General features: G+C 36.9%; 24 protein-coding genes. 21 read left to right on the forward strand and 3 right to left on the reverse strand.

Annotated elements, in window-relative coordinates; translation table 11 throughout:
* The first annotated feature begins 118 nt into the window (after positions 1–118).
* Complete coding sequence (locus PUN35_RS22325) at positions 119–391, forward strand: hypothetical protein (RefSeq protein WP_013603288.1); 273 nt, start codon at positions 119–121, stop codon at positions 389–391.
* A gap of 292 nt (positions 392–683) precedes the next feature.
* On the opposite strand, the gene PUN35_RS22330 is transcribed toward PUN35_RS22325, so the two are convergent.
* Together PUN35_RS22330 and PUN35_RS22335 are read right to left on the reverse strand one after the other, a co-directional pair.
* Positions 684–1,088, reverse strand: a complete 405-nt coding sequence (locus PUN35_RS22330) for a hypothetical protein (RefSeq protein WP_013603290.1) — start codon at positions 1,086–1,088, stop codon at positions 684–686.
* Positions 1,089–1,098: 10 nt separating this feature from the next.
* A complete protein-coding gene (locus tag PUN35_RS22335; RefSeq protein ID WP_013603291.1) occupies positions 1,099–2,274 on the reverse strand; it encodes an Alp7A family actin-like protein in 1,176 nt (391 codons plus the stop codon).
* A 1,385-nt stretch (positions 2,275–3,659) separates the two neighbouring features.
* Between PUN35_RS22335 and PUN35_RS22340 the strand changes: the two genes are divergently transcribed.
* On the forward strand, positions 3,660–4,766 hold the full coding sequence (locus PUN35_RS22340; protein WP_013603185.1) for a tetratricopeptide repeat protein: 1,107 nt from the start codon (positions 3,660–3,662) through the stop codon (positions 4,764–4,766).
* Positions 4,763–4,897, forward strand: a complete 135-nt coding sequence (locus PUN35_RS22345) for a hypothetical protein (RefSeq protein ID WP_013603186.1) — start codon at positions 4,763–4,765, stop codon at positions 4,895–4,897. Before PUN35_RS22340 ends, PUN35_RS22345 begins: the two co-directional genes overlap by 4 nt.
* A gap of 170 nt (positions 4,898–5,067) precedes the next feature.
* Here PUN35_RS22345 and PUN35_RS22350 read toward each other — a convergent pair whose 3' ends face one another.
* Positions 5,068–5,553 carry a helix-turn-helix domain-containing protein gene (locus tag PUN35_RS22350; RefSeq protein WP_013603187.1) on the reverse strand — a complete coding sequence of 162 codons (486 nt, stop codon included), beginning with the start codon at positions 5,551–5,553 and terminating at the stop codon, positions 5,068–5,070.
* A gap of 595 nt (positions 5,554–6,148) precedes the next feature.
* On the opposite strand from PUN35_RS22350, the gene PUN35_RS22355 reads away from it, so the two are divergent.
* The 18 genes from PUN35_RS22355 to PUN35_RS22440 all read left to right on the forward strand — a co-directional run bounded on the left by PUN35_RS22355 (position 6,149) and on the right by PUN35_RS22440 (position 17,850).
* Positions 6,149–6,667: a hypothetical protein gene (locus PUN35_RS22355; protein ID WP_013603189.1), complete on the forward strand. Its 519-nt coding sequence runs from the start codon at positions 6,149–6,151 to the stop codon at positions 6,665–6,667.
* A gap of 383 nt (positions 6,668–7,050) precedes the next feature.
* Positions 7,051–8,223 (forward strand): hypothetical protein, encoded by a 1,173-nt coding sequence (locus PUN35_RS22360; RefSeq protein WP_013603190.1) that lies wholly within the window; start codon positions 7,051–7,053, stop codon positions 8,221–8,223.
* 3 nt (positions 8,224–8,226) lie between these two features.
* The gene (locus tag PUN35_RS22365) at positions 8,227–8,526 is read left to right on the forward strand and encodes a type IV pilus modification PilV family protein (RefSeq protein WP_033881011.1); all 300 of its coding nucleotides are present in this window, start codon (positions 8,227–8,229) and stop codon (positions 8,524–8,526) included.
* A 47-nt stretch (positions 8,527–8,573) separates the two neighbouring features.
* Positions 8,574–8,858, forward strand: coding sequence for an SLAP domain-containing protein (locus PUN35_RS22370; RefSeq protein WP_033881010.1), 285 nt, complete (start codon positions 8,574–8,576; stop codon positions 8,856–8,858).
* 60 nt (positions 8,859–8,918) lie between these two features.
* The gene (locus tag PUN35_RS22375) at positions 8,919–9,407 is read left to right on the forward strand and encodes a hypothetical protein (RefSeq protein WP_013603193.1); all 489 of its coding nucleotides are present in this window, start codon (positions 8,919–8,921) and stop codon (positions 9,405–9,407) included.
* Positions 9,408–9,708: 301 nt separating this feature from the next.
* A complete protein-coding gene (locus PUN35_RS22380) occupies positions 9,709–9,921 on the forward strand; it encodes a hypothetical protein (protein ID WP_013603194.1) in 213 nt (70 codons plus the stop codon).
* Between the two features lie 119 nt (positions 9,922–10,040).
* Entirely contained in the window at positions 10,041–12,365 is a 2,325-nt protein-coding gene (locus PUN35_RS22385) for a thioester domain-containing protein (RefSeq protein WP_235091753.1), read from the forward strand.
* 255 nt (positions 12,366–12,620) lie between these two features.
* The gene (locus PUN35_RS22390) at positions 12,621–12,983 is read left to right on the forward strand and encodes a hypothetical protein (RefSeq protein WP_013603197.1); all 363 of its coding nucleotides are present in this window, start codon (positions 12,621–12,623) and stop codon (positions 12,981–12,983) included.
* A gap of 47 nt (positions 12,984–13,030) precedes the next feature.
* The gene (locus PUN35_RS22395) at positions 13,031–13,411 is read left to right on the forward strand and encodes a hypothetical protein (RefSeq protein ID WP_013603198.1); all 381 of its coding nucleotides are present in this window, start codon (positions 13,031–13,033) and stop codon (positions 13,409–13,411) included.
* A gap of 12 nt (positions 13,412–13,423) precedes the next feature.
* Entirely contained in the window at positions 13,424–14,632 is a 1,209-nt protein-coding gene (locus PUN35_RS22400; RefSeq protein ID WP_013603199.1) for an ATPase, T2SS/T4P/T4SS family, read from the forward strand.
* A gap of 1 nt (position 14,633) precedes the next feature.
* On the forward strand, positions 14,634–15,437 hold the full coding sequence (locus tag PUN35_RS22405; RefSeq protein WP_013603200.1) for a hypothetical protein: 804 nt from the start codon (positions 14,634–14,636) through the stop codon (positions 15,435–15,437).
* Positions 15,434–16,171, forward strand: coding sequence for a hypothetical protein (locus tag PUN35_RS22410; protein ID WP_013603201.1), 738 nt, complete (start codon positions 15,434–15,436; stop codon positions 16,169–16,171). The genes PUN35_RS22405 and PUN35_RS22410 overlap by 4 nt, the downstream gene beginning before the upstream one ends.
* 22 nt (positions 16,172–16,193) lie before the next feature.
* Positions 16,194–16,556 carry a hypothetical protein gene (locus PUN35_RS22415; protein ID WP_013603202.1) on the forward strand — a complete coding sequence of 121 codons (363 nt, stop codon included), beginning with the start codon at positions 16,194–16,196 and terminating at the stop codon, positions 16,554–16,556.
* Between the two features lie 219 nt (positions 16,557–16,775).
* On the forward strand, positions 16,776–16,919 hold the full coding sequence (locus tag PUN35_RS22420) for a hypothetical protein (protein ID WP_013603204.1): 144 nt from the start codon (positions 16,776–16,778) through the stop codon (positions 16,917–16,919).
* A 26-nt stretch (positions 16,920–16,945) separates the two neighbouring features.
* Positions 16,946–17,089: a hypothetical protein gene (locus PUN35_RS22425; RefSeq protein WP_013603204.1), complete on the forward strand. Its 144-nt coding sequence runs from the start codon at positions 16,946–16,948 to the stop codon at positions 17,087–17,089.
* Positions 17,090–17,144: 55 nt separating this feature from the next.
* Positions 17,145–17,360 (forward strand): hypothetical protein, encoded by a 216-nt coding sequence (locus PUN35_RS22430; protein ID WP_013603205.1) that lies wholly within the window; start codon positions 17,145–17,147, stop codon positions 17,358–17,360.
* A gap of 30 nt (positions 17,361–17,390) precedes the next feature.
* Complete coding sequence (locus PUN35_RS22435; protein ID WP_013603206.1) at positions 17,391–17,582, forward strand: hypothetical protein; 192 nt, start codon at positions 17,391–17,393, stop codon at positions 17,580–17,582.
* 37 nt (positions 17,583–17,619) lie between these two features.
* The gene (locus PUN35_RS22440) at positions 17,620–17,850 is read left to right on the forward strand and encodes a hypothetical protein (protein ID WP_013603207.1); all 231 of its coding nucleotides are present in this window, start codon (positions 17,620–17,622) and stop codon (positions 17,848–17,850) included.
* The last annotated feature ends 20 nt before the right edge of the window (positions 17,851–17,870 follow it).

Here is a 17,870-nt window from a genome sequence, read left to right on the forward strand (position 1 = left end):
TGTACATATTTTAAAGAGTTACAGAATAACATAGTAACAGATGAAAACTGTTACGCTGTTACAGTGTTAGTGGGATAATCTCAAATAAGTTGATGTTTAGTTGGGGGGAGAAGATGATATGAAGAAAAAAACGACTAACCAGGTCGAAGAAAGAAAAGTACGTTCGGATAAAAAAACACGAGTTAATCCTTCATTGGATGCAAATACACATGAAAAGCTGAAGAAGTTGGCCATTTCTTGTGATATGACAAAGACACAGTTAGCAGCTGAAATTCTTAAGATGGCGCTCAACAATGAGAGTGTAATTGACTGGTATCAAAAAAAATACAACAAAGACGATTCATATAGAATTATCCTTGCCCGTATTAATGGTGAATTGCATTATTCTTAACCAACTTTCCCCCAGGTGCGGCCAATTTTTTTCCAGAGTTTAAAACAACTAGAACAAAGTTTTTGATTCTTATTATATTTTTCTTTTGACATCCGGACCGTTTTACCACAATGTTTACATTTCATTTTTATGACCTCCCTTTAATAGTATCAGCATTGCCAATAAAACAGATTTTATACAGATTAAGTGGATTCTAATGTTGCTCAGGGCGTCTGTGTTGCAACTAAAAAAAGTTTGTCATGCAATCCTCCCTTAAATGGCATAAAAAAAGAGCCTAGATTAATCCAGGCTCTTAAAAATCATAGTCGTATTCTTCTTCAATAGTTCCAGTGATTTTTTCAGTGATTAACTGACCTTCTTCAATCGTTTCTGAAGCTGACTTTGGATCAGCTGTTTTGTGTTCTACGTAGATCGATCCCTGATCAATTTTCTTCCTCAAATCACGAAATTCTTTCTTCATTTCTTCTCTCATGGCAATTAATTCATCATGAACATGACGATCTTTTTCTCTATTCTGCTGTTCCTCTTTCTGTTGTTGCATGTCCCTTTCTATGAGCTGAAAGGCATACTCTCTAAAGGTACCCTTACTCTTACCTTTACTGAATGTACTAATCTGCTCTAAAACAAAATCGTACATTTCATCAGACATTTGTGTTGTTCGGACATTAAAGAGTGGAATTCTTTTGTTTTTCCCCATTTCTAATCACCTAAATTGATTGTGCCTCTTTTTCATTTGCCTGTTTCTTTACTTGTTCAGCGCGGCTTAAAACTTCAAGGCCATATAAGTTGAGCAGTCTTGCATCCTCAGCAACTATATGATTTGATTCAGAAATATCACGGCCATATCTCTCTTCAGTAACCACACTAATTGATTCTTCAAGCACCTCGCCAACACCGCCAAAATAAAGGTATTTGTAAACCTTATCTTTTGGTGCAGGGAACGTATTTTCAGCTTGGGCTATTTTGATTTCTGTGTATTCTTTAAGAGATTTTTTGATGATATCAGTTAAATCAAATTTCTGACCGGTATTCCCGTCTCTTCGTTCCATCTTAGTTTTTCCAATATTTGAGTATATAAACTTTTCAAGCTCCCTAACGCTATCAAAGTGCTCTAGGAGTTTTTCTTTTCTCAATTTTTCTAAGTGCGCTAAAAACGGTGCTTCGGTATTAGAAACAAAAGAATCACGACTTTTTGGCGGTTTTAATCCAGCTGGTAGTAATACTAGATCATCTGTTCCGCCACCTAAATCACAAAAAACTACGTCATAATTTTTAAATTGTTCGGCATAGTCTTTATCTTCTAGGTCAAAGTTTTTCTTTATTGCCCATCTTGCTACTTCAGATTCGATCCTGCACGCTGCATCTTCCACTTTTATAGTAAGCTCTTTTTCTAATCCTAATGTCAGCACCTTTACTTGGTGAGTGCCCAAAAATTTAGATGCCATCCTTTTCTGCATTTCACTGAACTTATCCAATTTTTTAAGAAGCCAAATTGGTAGCATTGTTTGAAAGTATTCAATAGTAACTTCATTATCTTCACGTTTGCCTTTTAGCGCTTGGTAATAAGCAGTTGCAGCTAAAAATGTTACGTATGGAATATGTGACTCTACTTTATTATGTAACTTCTTGATGTGTTGGTTGCCTAACACTTCTGGTTCAGCAAGTTCACCAACTAGAAAATATCTCTCTGTTTCATCAATAACTGTAGAAACTAATAACCGGTCCTTTAAATCTGCCGGATCTTCAACGATACTCGTAAATTTTCCTTCAGCAGCTTCTTTAGATATCTCTACTACATTTGTAGGCAATTCAAAAAAATAACCATCAATTAAATTCATGTACATACTGTTTCCAAAGTCCACGTTCATACGAGAAATATTCATATTTTTATTCTCTCCTTTGATTTCACTTTCCTCAATACTAGCATCTTATATCACTAAAGTCAATAAAATGAAATCACATTTAAAATCAGTGAATACAGGCTATTTGAGGATTATATAATAAAAATGAAATCAGTGAAATCAGTAGAGAAAAGTGATTTCAGGCCCGGGGCTTTACGTCAAAAAAAAAATCGTGTAAGATAAAGTCAAGTTAAGTCAATGTGAAAGTTTTGGCATTGAATTCTGGTTCTAGTTATTCTAAATAAACAACAAAAAACCCTGTTGTTTGCAGACAACAAGGTTAATAGATTTGATGATACATATTTTGTTTGCGAGCTATTTGCAAAATTGAATACAAATAAAGAATGACAAATAAAAAGTGTCCGATGTTGCAGCATCGAACACTTGGTTTGTAAGCCCTCACTTACAATGTTTAAGTTATGTCTTCATTTTACCGAAAACAAGTGTATACGTCAACACTTTTCGGCTATTTTTGGACGACAGAAAACCACTGTTTGGAGGGTATCAAACCGTGGTTTTCTGTCGTTTTTTGTTTGTCACCCAGCTGCCGTTAAGGGGTGTAAAATAAACTGACGTCAGGAGTTGCCCCGTCCACCGCAAACCCGGGGATATACCACAATAAGCGTTCCTTGCTGCGCTTGTGGTGAATGGCGAGGACGGCCATTAACGGTCCGGAGAATGTGGATAAACCACTAGGTTGCTTGGCGCACTACGGTGCGGGCAACTATGGCCAAGCTTCTATGCAGCGGCACACAATTGAGTGTGACCGTGTGAGAGAACACGAGACAAACCCCATAGAAGTTGCATACAGGACAAGCATTGTATGTAAAAAGGTCATGGCAGGCGAAAGCCTGGCGATAGCAAGGCAGAGCTGGAAACCTCAGACGTCTCTATGACGCTAGTTTCAAATCCTGATCGATTGCCTATGTCTGTCCGTTTTTATTTTTTGCGCGACAGACATAGGCAATCGAAATTCGCCCTGTTTCCTAGAACAGTCAGCTATTCTGCTAGTTTCAAGTTCTCAAAGTCAAGAGAAAAACACTAAATAAATGCGAATTTCCTTAAAACCCAGAGGTTTTAAGTTCCTTTTTAAGGGTTGTTCGTTTGATAGAACATTAGTATTTTAATATATTTTTCCTGTGGGATTTCACTAACGTATACTGTTATTCCCTTTGGCCTATCTTAAAAACTTGTATAGATTGTGTTTGAGCCGTTTAGTATGATATCAGTACATGCTTGGGTTCAGAGCATCAAAATGAGATTTGAACATTAAGCACTATGTACTAAATGTTCTGTGTTTTAAAATGTTTGATGATGCCGATAAGTATTAGGACTAGTTTTGTTTTTGAATAGCTGGAGGGAAGTGTATGTTGTCCAAAGTAAAAAAAGTACCGTCTCCCTATGTAGGCAATCTGTTGAATAAATGGCATGACTATATTATGCAGGAGAAGGTTCATGAGTCTATAGAGAAAAGAACTGAAATAAAGCAATTGTTAAGTCAGGCTGAAGATAATAAGGACCTGGTTGATTATTTTATTCTACTGGATCATCGTCATAGCCTTTGTTTTGATCAAGAGGCATCTATGGGTGATGTCGTTAATATGTTAAGTAAGGGAAGTCATGATCTTTTAATAAATTTTTATTTTGAATTGTTTGCAGGGGATTATGAGTTTTTTAAAAAAAATTATGTTAAAGCAATTTCTTTTTATGAAAAAGCTGAACAAAAGTTATCGAGTATTCCCAATATTGAGGAAACGAAGTTTGCGGAGTTTCACTATAAGATTGGAGTTGCTTATTATGAGATTGACCAGCATTTGGTGTCAGTCAACAAAGTAACTAAAGCCAGGGATATTTATAAAAAAAGTGATATGTGGAACCTCGAAGCTATTCAGTGCAGTTTGGTGGTCGGTATTAATTTGTATGATATGGGGCGTTTAGATGATGCGGATGCATATTTTCGTGATGCCTTGACTGAGGCCTTGGATCATGGCTATGATAAGCCTATAACTAAGATTTACCACAATCTTGGATTAGTCCATTGGCAAAAAGGTTCTCTTGAATTAGCTCTGCATTATTTTAGGGAAGCTTATTCGCATGAATGGTTGAGGGATTCGCCTAAAGGACAGCAAACTGTATACATGCTTTCAAGAGTACTGTATACAATGGGGCAAAATGAAGAAGCTTATCACTGGTATGAATTAGGGATAGAAATGGCGCGTAAATTTGATGATCATGAGTATAAAGCAAAACACGACATTCTTTATCATCTTTATGAGCAGCCTTCAATCGATGAAGTAAAGCAATCTTTAGCTTTCTTAGAAGAGCGTAATCTTTGGCCGGACGTATCCAAAATTGCAAAAGGTATTTCAGAGCTTTATGAAAAAAAAGGTGATTTAGTGACTAGTCACGAATTTTTGAAAAGAGCTTTTTATGCTAAAGAGCAAATTCAAAGAATAACGGAGGCGTTAGGATGAAGAAAATTAATGGTTGGATTGTCGTTGCTTTGCTTGCTGTTACTACTGTAGGAGCTGCAGCAGCTATACAATACACTAATAATGCTGATTCTCCTGGACAATTTCAAGTAGCCCAAAAAGGGATGTATTAAAAGCTGACCAATAAGTGTCAGCTTTTTTTGTGTTCGATCACGGCTGCAGCTGAGGAGAAGATCCGGCCTGAATCCGGAACCCAGGAAGCCAGGCGCCTATGTTCGACAGCTGAAGAAAGAGATCGATAAGCTATTGATCGGTAATCAGTAAAAAAAGGACTGCACTTAGGCTAGTCCTTTTTTAATTTCATGTATTCATTTCTAATTTTTAATAATTCTATCTCTTCTTTAACGCGCTCTATATCCTTTTCTGAAAGCCCAGTAACATCAAAAAAACGAATAACACTATTATTTTCACTTGATTTTAACTGGTCAATTTGATTTTGAATTTGATTGATACTTGCCTCAGTTAATCCAGTTAAATCAAATAATTTTATCTGTTTTGAAGTATCTTTATCTTTCTCTTTAACATGATCTTCTTCCATTGATGCTATATACTCCATTATTTGAAGCATTTCTATATTAGGAATGGAGAGCGCCGTTGCCAACTTTTTAATAACTGCCTGTGTCGGTCTTTTTCTTTCACCTTTTTCAAGCATGGAAATATAAGCAGATGATAACCCTGTATCATTTGCTACTTGTGTTTGGCTTAACCCTTTTTGTTTTCTTTTTTCTAACAAGTATTTAGAGAGATCAAATTGCTCTCTATTGCCCACTTATACCACCTCGCAAAATAAACCCTGTATACGGTCTAGCGCTTACAATTTTTCGCGTTTTTTTTACTCAGTGAAAAAAACCGGTTAAAAATTTCACTGAAATACTTTACAGTTAAAAAAATGTCTGTTATCTTAGTGAAAGAGTCAGTGAAAAAAATGCAGAATAAGGTTTTTTGTTGTTAATCTCAAACAATTTCTGTGTAAAAAGAACTAGAATTCAACTTTTGTTTTAACCAACGTATTCACTGTTGTCTCTGAAGTTTTAACTACCAGTTAATTTAACCGTATGTATGTGTATTAATCATACACTATCAAAGTGTGCTATCACAATGTAGTCAGTTAATAATAAGTTTAGTAAAAACAGGATAAGGGCCATCAAAATCATGCTGCAACTTGGTTTTGATATAGCTCACAGTGAAAGTTAGTGTGAACTTGCCCCATTTATTGTATTCATACATCATTTTAGCTTTAAAAGAGAGGCATCTTTTGAAGTAAAATTCATTTGGATGTATGTTTATCAATTTGGAGCTGTCAGACTAACTGACAGCTTTTTTTGTTGTCTTTACACTGATTGAAAATTTAGGGAGGGAATAGCTTGGCTAAAGTTAAATTGCTCGAAAAAAAAATGACTGAAAAAGATGTTTTAGAGTATGGAAGCTCTTTAAGATTGTTTGACGGCAGCACTCATGTGTTGATCGGTAAGGATTGTTTACATACTCATACAAAAAATAAAAGACCGATTTCACAATGTTATTCGGATATTCGAAACGTGAAGAACGTTGAGGGTGTTATTGTGGGAAAACGGGTTTCTCCGCATTCTAGTCTTCTTTTTACGACTGAAGCCTTTCAGCCGGCAAGAAAAGTAACCCAGGTATATAAAGCTCCAAAAATGCCGCGTAGAAGTACACAAGTACGGCCGAGAAATACCTCTGGAAGAGCTAAGAAGGTATCAGTTCTTTTAAGTGAAACTGGATATGCAAATGTTCATCAGCTGAAACAAGTGTTACTTGATGCTGGTGCTAAAAAAGTCCAAACATATAACACAAGCAGAGGCATTGCTATCGTTTGTCATCCTAATCCTAACTATTTGCTACAAAAAGTAATTTCTGAATAAAGTGAGGTTGATCAGGATTCACACGTTTATCAGTGATTAAGCTGATAAAGAATTAAATATTAGGGAAGGTCCCCCTCCAAAGGTATAACGGCCATGCAATACCTTTGGGTGAACATTTCTTCTTGGCGCGAGTGACGGTTTTCACCGGTCGTAGACGGCAAGTTTGGCCTTACATTATCAGATTCAGATGAAGTTAAGTCTGAATACTTGGCTGATATAGAGTTCCGTGAGTAACAACTGCTACAAACTCACGATTTTGGACTGTTTCATTGATAAACGTGTGAATCCTGGCTTCCAAGTCAAATTACATCATATGTTTTTAACTCAAACCATAGTAAAATTGTGAATGGAAAAATATATTTAAAAAGGTGTTGAGTGTAAGTATGAGAAAGAAATTGGCTGCTGGTATTGTTGCCGGTGCAATTATTTTAGGAGTGCCTGGCTATACAATTTTTCATTCATACCAAGCAAATGCTGAAGAAGCTCGTGTGTTAGACAATGCAACGGATGCAGTTAACTCATTATATGCTTCTAAAAAATATAATTACTTGGCTGATGGGGTTTCAAAGAATGATATTCAAAAGGCTCAGAAGTTAGTATCCGATGTAGCTGATTCTAAGAAACAGAAATCATTAGCAGAAAAAGCATCTAATGCTGCGATCATGTTAGAGGCCTCAAATGCAGTTAAAGAGGATATCGTTGACGGGGTGATCGTTGATGATCTCACAAAGTCTATTCTTTCTGTTACCAAGGAAAGCGTAGATAAGGTAAAGCCGATCAGCAAAGATTTGTATAAAGATTTATCTAAAGACTTATCTAAAGCTTATGATCAAATTGAACAAATAGACAAAACAAAAAAATTACTCAAAGATGCGAAGAAAGATTGGAATTCCTATAAAAAGATTGAAAAAGAAGTAAATAAGATTTCCAATCAGACTGCGAAAAAGAGTCTGAAAAAACAGCTTGAAACGCTAAAAAAGAGAATTGAAGATCAAGAGTCTATAAGCAAAAAAGCGAAAGAAAAGCTGAATGAGATTGAGAAAACGTCACAGAAGGACAGTGACAGTAAAGCAGCAAACGACAGCAGTCAAGTAAGCACAAACGATAATGAAAATGCTACTTCAAGTGCGGCATCAAGTAATACTTCTGCAACACAGAATAAATCAGGTAGCTCGTCCAATTCAAGCAGCAGTTCGGGATCATCGAATTCCGGGTACAGCTCATATTCAAACGGGTCTAGTAAATCAAGCTCCAACACGAAATCATACTCAAATTCTTCTTCATCAAGATCCTATACATCTAAGTCAAATTCGGGCAGCACTAGCCATAGCGAAAGTAAAAAAAGCAGAACTGGAAGCAGTTCAGCTGGGAGCAGCAATAAATCATCAAGCAGTAAGTCGTCTTCCAGCACATCTAAAAGTAAACAATCCCAAAACAACACCATGAAAAATGCGAACGATTTTGTTAATGACTTTAACAGTGGAAATTATAATCATGTTGGTAGTGGTAATAATGGGACAGGTAATAACTACGATGTGTATGAGAGAGGACAGTAAGCATTGGGTGATAACACGAATAAATACGTGGTCTCTCTGATTTCGGTATTCATTGCTGGTTTAATAGTGTTAATTGGTCTTATGGCGTTAAGTGGGGTGTATGCACAGATTGAGGAAAGGCAGTCTGAAAAAAGATATCAGGCAGTTTCAACTCAATTAGGCATTCCAAAAGCTGAGATCCTAATAACACCTTCTGCCCATGACGGAATCTATACTGTAAAAGCTAACAACAGGTTATACTTAGTAGAGTTTGACACCTCAGATAAAAAAATTGCACATATGACTGAAGAACGGACTAATTGATTAGTCCGTTCTTTACGTTTTTTAATAAAGAAAAAGGGGCTTGTGGAATGAAAAAGATTTTGCTAATTCTAACATTTGTAATCCTGGCATTTTCAGCTTTAACCGGCTGTAGCAGTGAGAGCTGGGATCGCACAGTAAAAGATCATGAATCAAGTGTTAACGGGCTGAAACGCACAGCAACGGTATATGACCAAAATGGGAAGGTCATCAAGACGTATAAAGGCAAGTTTGATGTAGAGGTCAATGATTACGGAAATAAAGTTAAGTTTGACATTGATGGTAAGCGCGTGGTTATCAATAACGCGATAGTGATTGTAGAAGAGGATAAATGATCGAATAGCAAAGGGGAGGTGATGATGAATGTTCCTATTTTGAGGTGAAAGGAGATAGCCATGGATGAAAAAGCTATTTTAAGTGATGAAGTGGCCAAGGATAGGATATTAAACCGAATTTCCAGTGAAGGGATTAGAATAAGATCTTCCTTTTCTAAGTCTGCGACTGGGCAATATACGTATTATTTGGGAGAAGATAAGATACCGCCGACAATTGAAGTACCACAATTCACTGATCTCAGTGAATTAATACAGGCATTTGCGTTGGCGCATGAATTGGGACATCATTACGTATACCAAAGGATTTCAAGAAAAAAAGCTCGGCTTTTCAAATCTGGAATGACTTGTACAACGTATTGGAATGAGAAATTGGCATGGCGGGAAGCCGAAAAAATACTGAAGGAGGAAGGGATTCTAGTTGACGAGCAGACCAACTGCTCTTTCTTTAAGTACAAGACATTTTGCTTAAACACTTATAAAGATCAGGTGGTACATTCTATTAGCAGCCCGTTCAAGTTCTTGTTCGGCAGTGTTCTGCTTCTAATGTAGCTATACATCGGACTTTATATTCTACTTGGTATTGGGCTGGTTTTTTCCGCGAATTCTATCCCAATACCATTTGATGAATTTTTAGGGTTCAGTTCTTTAAATAAAAATGAACTCCTTACTGTCGTTCCTAAACTTGTTTACATCTTGTTAAGTTTAGCCACTATGTATAAGTTTTGTTGGTGTTACTTTTTAAAGCGCTCATTTAGACCGGCTCTATTTTATTTTGTAACATTGTTTCTCTCACAATTGGCCCCTATGGTGCTCTAGAGAGAAAAATGGATTTGGAAAATGAGGTGGAAAAATGGATTTGAATAAAGGTATTGAAGAACTGCAATCTGAAAATAGTCTCAAAGGGGTACTATTAGAGGGACGCCTAGAATTCAAAAAGTTTCTTAAAAAAAATAACCATTTAGATATTAAGGATATCCACTGGCAAGCAATACAACATAATTCGTGGATAGAACACTATTTTTTTGTTAAGTACACCGAGAAGAATGGTGAATTAAAGGTATAGGAGGAATCTTTGTTGAGGCAAATCATTATACTTCCCCCATCGGGATTTGTTTCTTTGAGTTTGTTTAAGCTTTTGCCATACAGCACAATAAGAAAGGGGTGATCGAAGTGATTCACATAGTGTATAAAAGAATCTTGATAATGCTATCAAGTGTTGTAGCAATTGCCGCAGCGCTTTTTTTAGTGCCATTTTTCACCTCATCGGCCGAAGCTGCTACAGCTGTTGCCACAGGTCCGTATTCATGGAAAGATCCGCACGGCATTACTCATGAATCAGCTTACATCAAAATAGGAGACACCATTGTTTACTGTATTGATCCAGATAAGCCTGCACCTTATGGCGGTCATTCGTATAAAACCCCGAAGCGTCAATATGATGATGGCGTCAAAGCCATTCTTTATTACGGGTTCGGCGGTGACGGTAATGAAATTGGAAAGACAATGACGGATATGGTCAAAACCTATGTCGCTCTTAACAACTGGCTAGATGGAAAAAGGGATCAAAGAACATATAGTAACCAGGATGCCGAAGTGTGGAAGTTAATTCAACATGCTAAAAAAGGTGATGCTCCGAGCTACCAGGTATCCTTCAGCAAAACTAAAGTAGGCAGCTCTGTTTCCGGTGATCAGCAAAAATCAGAAACCATTAAGCTGAACGGGAAAGGAACAGCTACGTTAACCGTTCCTTCAAAGGTAACGATACACGTGATCGGCGGCAAAACCCAAAAGGGCGGCCATATCACTATTCATGATGGCCAATCATTTTATTTCACTGCACCTTTAGATTATGGATCTGACTACGACACAGGGAATGTTAATGGTGAGATCAGACAGCTGGCGTCCCTGCTTTATCTACCTAATACGAGCAGCTATCAACGGCTGATGTCAAGTACATTTGTGGTTGATCCGGTTGTGGCAGCTGGTTTTACCGTTCATTTTGAAAAGCGTCAAAAACAAATTACGGTGGTTCATAAGGACAAGTACGAAGGCACGGTCTTAAAGAAAGTAAAAGAGTCTAAAAATATCGGAACCAATTACAGCTATTCACCTGAGAAGAAAATCGTAAAAGATGGGAAAACCTATGTGCCCGTTAAAACAGAAAAGAAAACCGGTAAATTGGGAAACAAAGATATCACTATTACTTTTGAGTATGCATTGCAAAGGAAAATAACTGTGCTGCACAAAGATAACCGGGACCACACGTTGATCAAGAAACAAGTATATACCAAAAAACGAGGCGATACGTATTCGTATGGTCCATTAACCAATTTGAAAAAGAACAATTACACATATCGTCCTGTCTCGGATAAAAAGGTAACTGGTACCGTTGGAAAAGATGATGTAACAATTACTATTTATTATGATGTTCCATTGATCAAGACCAGCCTTGATAAGCTTCAAATATATACGGCTCCGGCTGCTGATGGTCTGCCGGTTAAGGTTTATCTTTCTAAGACCAACATTTATAAAAATGACACCAAGGGCATGACCACAGCAAAAATAAATGTCAGCTTGTATGACGGGAAACAGCTGCTAAGCAAAAAAACATATACAGCACAGAGTTTGCCGAAGAATGTAAATTTCACTGTGCCGGCAAAGAATTTAAAGGTTAACGCAAATAAACTCTATACGGTCAAATTAGAGGGTTTTAATGAAAATGATGTAGATGTACCTGACAAGGCAAAAGAACTCTCTACGAAGGGTTATACGAGTTCTGAAGACAAAGTTTCTGTGTCTATGAAAGTTGTAGTTAAAAATCAGGGATCTGTTAAACGCGTAGTTATGACAGAAGTAACCCCAACAACTGCTATGAAAAGCTATTTTGAAACAATGACATATCAAGGGCAGCTGCTTCCTAAACGGAAAACCGGTTATGGCAGCGAGCAAAATCTTGCTTTCATATATGAGAACATGCTTCAAAAAGACGATGATGATATCAAATTCGATTTTAAAGTACCTGAAGAGTTGATGGATACTTACTTAAACTATTCTGTTAAAGACGGTAAAGCTATATTCCCTATGGATGTTGCAGCATCTAAGAAATCAAGCACCGCAGACAATTTAATCCGGGAAATGTCATTTGTTTTCCCTCACGTAAATGTGGAAAAAGAAACTGGCAGCTTATTCACAGATCAGCAAGTTAAAGCAAAAGACAAACGCTTGAAAAACGCTGTTCGTGACGGAGGGAACAAATTTTACACTCCTATTTGGGCGGAATTAGGCAGCTATGATGTTTCTTATACTTCAAGCAAAGTAGGGGTTAACAAAGTGACTATTGAATTGAAGGATAAGCTCACACTATTTGCTTATATGTACGGCCATATGAATTCAGAAACAAAGGATCAGGACGAAATAATGCTAACGCCGATTAATGCTGATGATCCTTTCCCTAACGGTACACCTGACGGCTGGTCACAAAGTGATATTAATTGGTTGAAGAAATAACCTTTTCAACTGTTTGGAGGAAAAAGTATGGAGAAAAGCTGTTTCACTTTTACCACCAAGAATAGGGTTGAGGCCATCACAAAAATAACGAGACTCATATCTGAAGGCAAATTAATCAGCGTTAATTCTAGAAGAATTAAAGAATCCACAAAAAGGCAGAGCCTTCAGCCGATAGACGATTTATATACAGGCACTATTGAGTACACGATTGTCAGCTACAAAGAATAGCAGCAGAGCAATCAGAAAGGGAAGGTAATGGGTTATCAAGATAAAGGAATAGACGTACGTTTTCTAATATTTCTACTCAATGTAGGTTATATTGTACTTGGTATAGACAGTGTGCAATATTACTCTAAAGCGAGTTTGATTATGTTCTGTGTTCTCGTAGCCTGTAATTTAAGCATGCTGTTTTTTTATGGTGTATACCTTAGAGAACAAAGACGGGATGATCTTTGTATTGTGAAAAAAGAGCTAAGTAGACATTTAAAAAAAGATGTAGATGAAATTGAATTTGAGAACCATCACAAAATTGGACATAGATTGTATGGTATAGAAGCAGACGGCGTTTTATATCGCGTTTTAGTAAAGGAAAAAGCCGAGATAGTTAAAGGGAACTAACTTTTAGTTCCCTTTTTTTGATACCTGGAGAAAATCGAGGTGAGAAAATGAAAGGTTCGATTACCACTTTAGGACTTGTATATATTGGCCTGTTTCTGCTGATGGTCATCATTTCTTATCACACCGAGGCATACCGACACAATTCGATTATAAGCACTATGACCGAATCAGGACAGATAGCAAGTATCAACAGCATTGATAAAAGTTCCCGTGTGGAAGATGGACGTGTAGAGGTTACAGAAGAGAGCTTCAAAAAGAAATTCAAAACTCTCTTTGAACAAAACAGCAATATTAAACTATCAGGAACTAAATATAACTTTGATTTTTTAAAGACAGCAGACGGCGGAATTAAGGCTGTCCGCGTTAAAATCACAGACGACCGCAACTCAAAATATCAAGTAACGTTCGTGTCGAATTTTGTCAGTTGAGGAGGAAATAAAATGATTAGTCCAGATACAATTAAAGGTATATATACAGATATCCGAGAGAAAAACCCAGAAATTGTGTTAGAAGCTTTCACTTCAAAAGAAGCAAGGGAAGTTATGTGGAAACTGGTTGCTGAAGATAATGCTACTGTTTTGGATACTGATAAAAAAGTAGATTATGTAATGCAGGAAATGGTTGGCCTGGGTGTCATTGAAACGATTATAAAACAACATGATACGGTTACAGATATTACTTTTAATGCAAATCAATTGATTGTTAGAAGAAGCGATCTCAAAGACCCTTATCCATACGAAGATCAGGAAATAACTGAGGAGTATATTTTAAAGATCATCCAAAAGTTCGCTAATGCAGTAGAAAAAGAATTTACACCTAAAGATCCTATCTTGGATGCCTCTTTGGGGAATTTGCGAATCAACGCTGTTCATAAAGCTGTATCGCCATATGGGACCACAATGGCAATTCGCGTATCACGTCCAAAGCTGGCACTTACCAAGGAGAATTTTTCAGACTTTGCTCCTGACTATATGTATGAATTTTTTAAGGCTGCTGTTGCAGCAAAAGCTAACATTGGTATTTCTGGTGAAACAGGTTCCGGTAAAACCGAATTTCAAAAGTTTTTGTTAAGCTTTATACCATTTGGAGAAAAAATCATTTGGATTGAAGATACGCGGGAAGGACACCTTAAAGAGTTGTTTGGGGACACAAAAGATATTCATAGCTGGCTTACTTCTCCTGGGGTAACTATTACAGATTTGGTAAAGGCGGCACTCAGAAACAACCCTAAATGGATCTGCGTATCTGAGACGAGAGGTATGGAAGCATATGAAATGCTGCAAGCTGTTTTGTCCAGTCACAGTATCATAACCACTTTGCATGCAAATGATGTTAAGACTATTCCTCGAAGATTTATCAATATGATGAAAATGGGCTACCAATTAGATGAAAAATCAACACTTGGTGATATTTATGAAAACTTCCATTTAGGAGTTCATTTGAAAGCCACAGAGTTGAATGGCAAAACGGTTAGATATCTGAGTGAGGTTTCCGAGTACAATGCTGATGGATCTGTAAAAATGATCTTCAAGCAGGAGCACATAGACGGGCGATTCGTGCAAACAGTAGGTAAAATAAGTCAGAAATTAAAGGACCGCATGTTAGAACACCACGTCAAATATAGTGGTTTACCTGTTAGGGGGGAATAGTGTGAAGAAAAAGGTATATTCGCTAGATGAGCTTAACGCTTATAAAGTCGCGTATGGAAAGCCTATTGAACGAAAAGAGCTTTTAATGTCTTTGATAAAACCATTTGCTGTGGTTTTTGTTTTTTCTTATGCACTGTTTTATTACTGGTGGCTCAGCTTAATATTAGGTGTGTTTGCAATGTTTTATGGCTATCGTGTTATGATGCCGCAGTCAATTAAGCGTGTATACGAGGCTAATGCTTTTCAAGAGCGTCATAACTTTGTTAACAACTTAACTCAAATCCTTACCAATTCCGATAAGACTATGTTAAAAGCATTAGAAACAGTCTCGGATCGTGCAAAAGGAGAATTTAAAGAGGATCTTCTTCAGCTGCGAGGAGCGCTTCAAGGTGCTTCTACTGAAGAGATTCATGCAGCATTTAAAGAGTTTGGTGAGAAATATAAGCATGACGCAATATTTGACTTGTATATCGAACAATTAACTACTGCTACTATTGAGGGCCGTACAAATATTGAAACGATTAAAGATATAAAATCACTACACAATGAATTGAAACAAGAACAAGATAAATTTTTACAGAAAAAGAAACGAGCTACGTATGAATTCAGGTTTATTTCTATCATTTCTTTAGTATTGATCGCGGCAGTGACATTTTCATTTGGCTGGACTCAATGGGTTAACATTTATGCTCACCAGCTGCCAGGATGGATTTCAAGTTCAATTTATCTCACCTTATTAGGTGTGTTTTTCCGTTCTTACCTTAAAAGATTGGGTGACGACAATTTAATGGAGGTAAAATTATGACTGCTGAAATCATTGAATCTAAAAACAACAACTTTTGGTTGAAATGTGCTGAAAGTAATTTAGCTTCCATGCTAGATGAAATGGGATATACACAGCAATGGGTAACGAGCTTCCAAAAAAAACGCCTTATGAAAGCAATTATTGCTTTAGCTGTTGGTGCAGTAGTAGGGGCATTGTTTAGTACCTGGATGATGTTATTAGGGCCTATACTGGCTGTATTTGTATGGATGCTGGAATATCAAAGAATTGTAAATGCGTACAAAAGACATCAATTTGAAAAGGAACTTCAATTCAATAAGTTTATTAGAATGTTGTTTCCGTTGTTATTAGAGAGGAATGCTACATTATACGGTGCATTAAATAAGATGCTCAAAAGAATGGATGATGGGCATGTGAAAACTGCTTTAAAACGGTTTTTAATCGGATTGAGCGATGAACCTAACTCAGAAGCTCCTTTCCGTTTATTTGCTAAAGAAGCTAGTGGGACGGATAGAGCTATGTTAATCATGGCTACGCTTTTTGATTACCAGCAAAGTTCAAATGATACAACAATTATTAGTGAACTAGGTCAGATGTCGAGTAAACAATTATTTGAAGGGGTAAGGGAAATTGCTGAATTTAAACTAAGAAAATTTTATATGTTCCCAACAAAGCTCACAATGGCCAGTTTTGTTCCCATCGTAGGTTACGCGGCTGCCATGATGATAGATACTATTGCAAAATTATCTTTATAAAACACTGAAAGAGGTGTAAGACATGCTTGATGGAGCAGTAATGGCCATAGGGAAAATGTATATGGCCATTTTCATTTTATTTGGGATTTTTTCTGCTTCAGCTTTTTTTATACAGATGAATCAGGGAAATGAATACAAGCAATATATTAACTATCAGATTGAGAGAAACGGCGGACTTACATCTTCAGCAATGGATCATATTGAGGAATATAACAAAAAGTATTACGAAAGCCGGTTCACAATTGATAGTCCGATGATGAATCAAAAAGTTAAGTATGGAGATGAAGTTAATTACACTGTAAAAGGGAACTTTAAAATTCTATATTTTGACCTCCCGATTCAGACGGTCTCATTAAAAGGTTCTGCTTTATCGTTGATTCGATAATGTAGGGCCTTTTTATATTGCGCTCTTTTAAGGGGGTGAGGGATATATTAGATCAAAACGCCGACAGGATGTATTGGGTGATTGGTGCAGTCTTAGTAGTAGGGGCTTTAATAGGACTTTCTGTAAAAGAATATCCGGATATATTAAACAACGTTTTTAGTGGTTTTACAGCTAAAATACCAAAATTTTAATTCGAATACACAATAGGAGAGTGCAAACATGTTAGATCAAAACGCAGACAGAATGTATTGGGTGATTGGTGCAGTGTTAGTGGTAGGAGCCTTGATTGGCCTTGCTGAGAAGGAATTCCCCGGCTTATTAAGCAGTGTATTTAGTGGCTTTACATCGAAACTTAAATTCTAATTTTAGTAAATAGGAGAGTGTAAAACATGTTAGATCAAAACGCAGACAGAATGTATTGGGTAATTGGTGCAGTGTTAGTAGTAGGGGCTTTGATCGGTCTTGCTGAGAAGGAATTCCCTGGTTTGTTAAGCAGCGTATTCAGTGGTTTTACATCAAAACTTAAATTCTAACGGAAGAGACGTACAGCTGTATGTTTCTTTTTTTTTGAAAGGAGGCGGATCAAAAATGAATAAAGATGGACCGGTCGTTAAGGTCAAGGTTACGCCAAAACAATTGCATTCCATGATCCATAAACGCCAGGCAAGACTCCCTCTTGGTTACCAGGTGACCAAGGGGGGGAAGTTTGACGCTTACTGTGATCAAAAAAGTTTGCTTCATCAATTTGTTATCAAAAACTTCACTATTAAAAACAACCACATCTTAGTGAAATTCACTAGCTGATGATTTCATCAATTGAAGGAGGTGAGGAGAATGGCTGCTACAAAAGCCGAGAAAAAAGATGCTAAAGACCTTTGTGAATTGATATTAGCGTCACAAGGGATTTCCTATGATGATTGGCTTCATGATCAACATAATGCAGTTGTTTCTAAGCACAGTAATATTTTGAAGAAAGCAGTAAAACAAATGGTAAGTAAACCAGCAACTTCAGAGCAACACAACTAAAAAATGCAATCAAAATAAATTATAAGAGGTGTCATTCATGCCAGATAATATTGTAGATATGCTTACTTACTTAATTAGAGCTATTCAAGTTGTCGTCGGTGCCTACGCTGCTCTTAAACTAGGTATTTACGCTTATGGATTTATGTCTAAAAACCAACATAAGACTGAAGAGGCGAAGGGCGGCATGAAAAATGTAATCATTGGTCTTGCTGTAGTAGCAGGCTGTGAGCCGATTGTAAAGTGGATTCAAAACGGTATAGGTTTCTAAATGAAAGTGGGGGTATCTAA

This window comes from Bacillus sp. N3378-2at (assembly GCF_033412715.1).
In the GTDB taxonomy this organism is placed as follows: domain Bacteria; phylum Bacillota; class Bacilli; order Bacillales; family Bacillaceae; genus Bacillus; species Bacillus subtilis.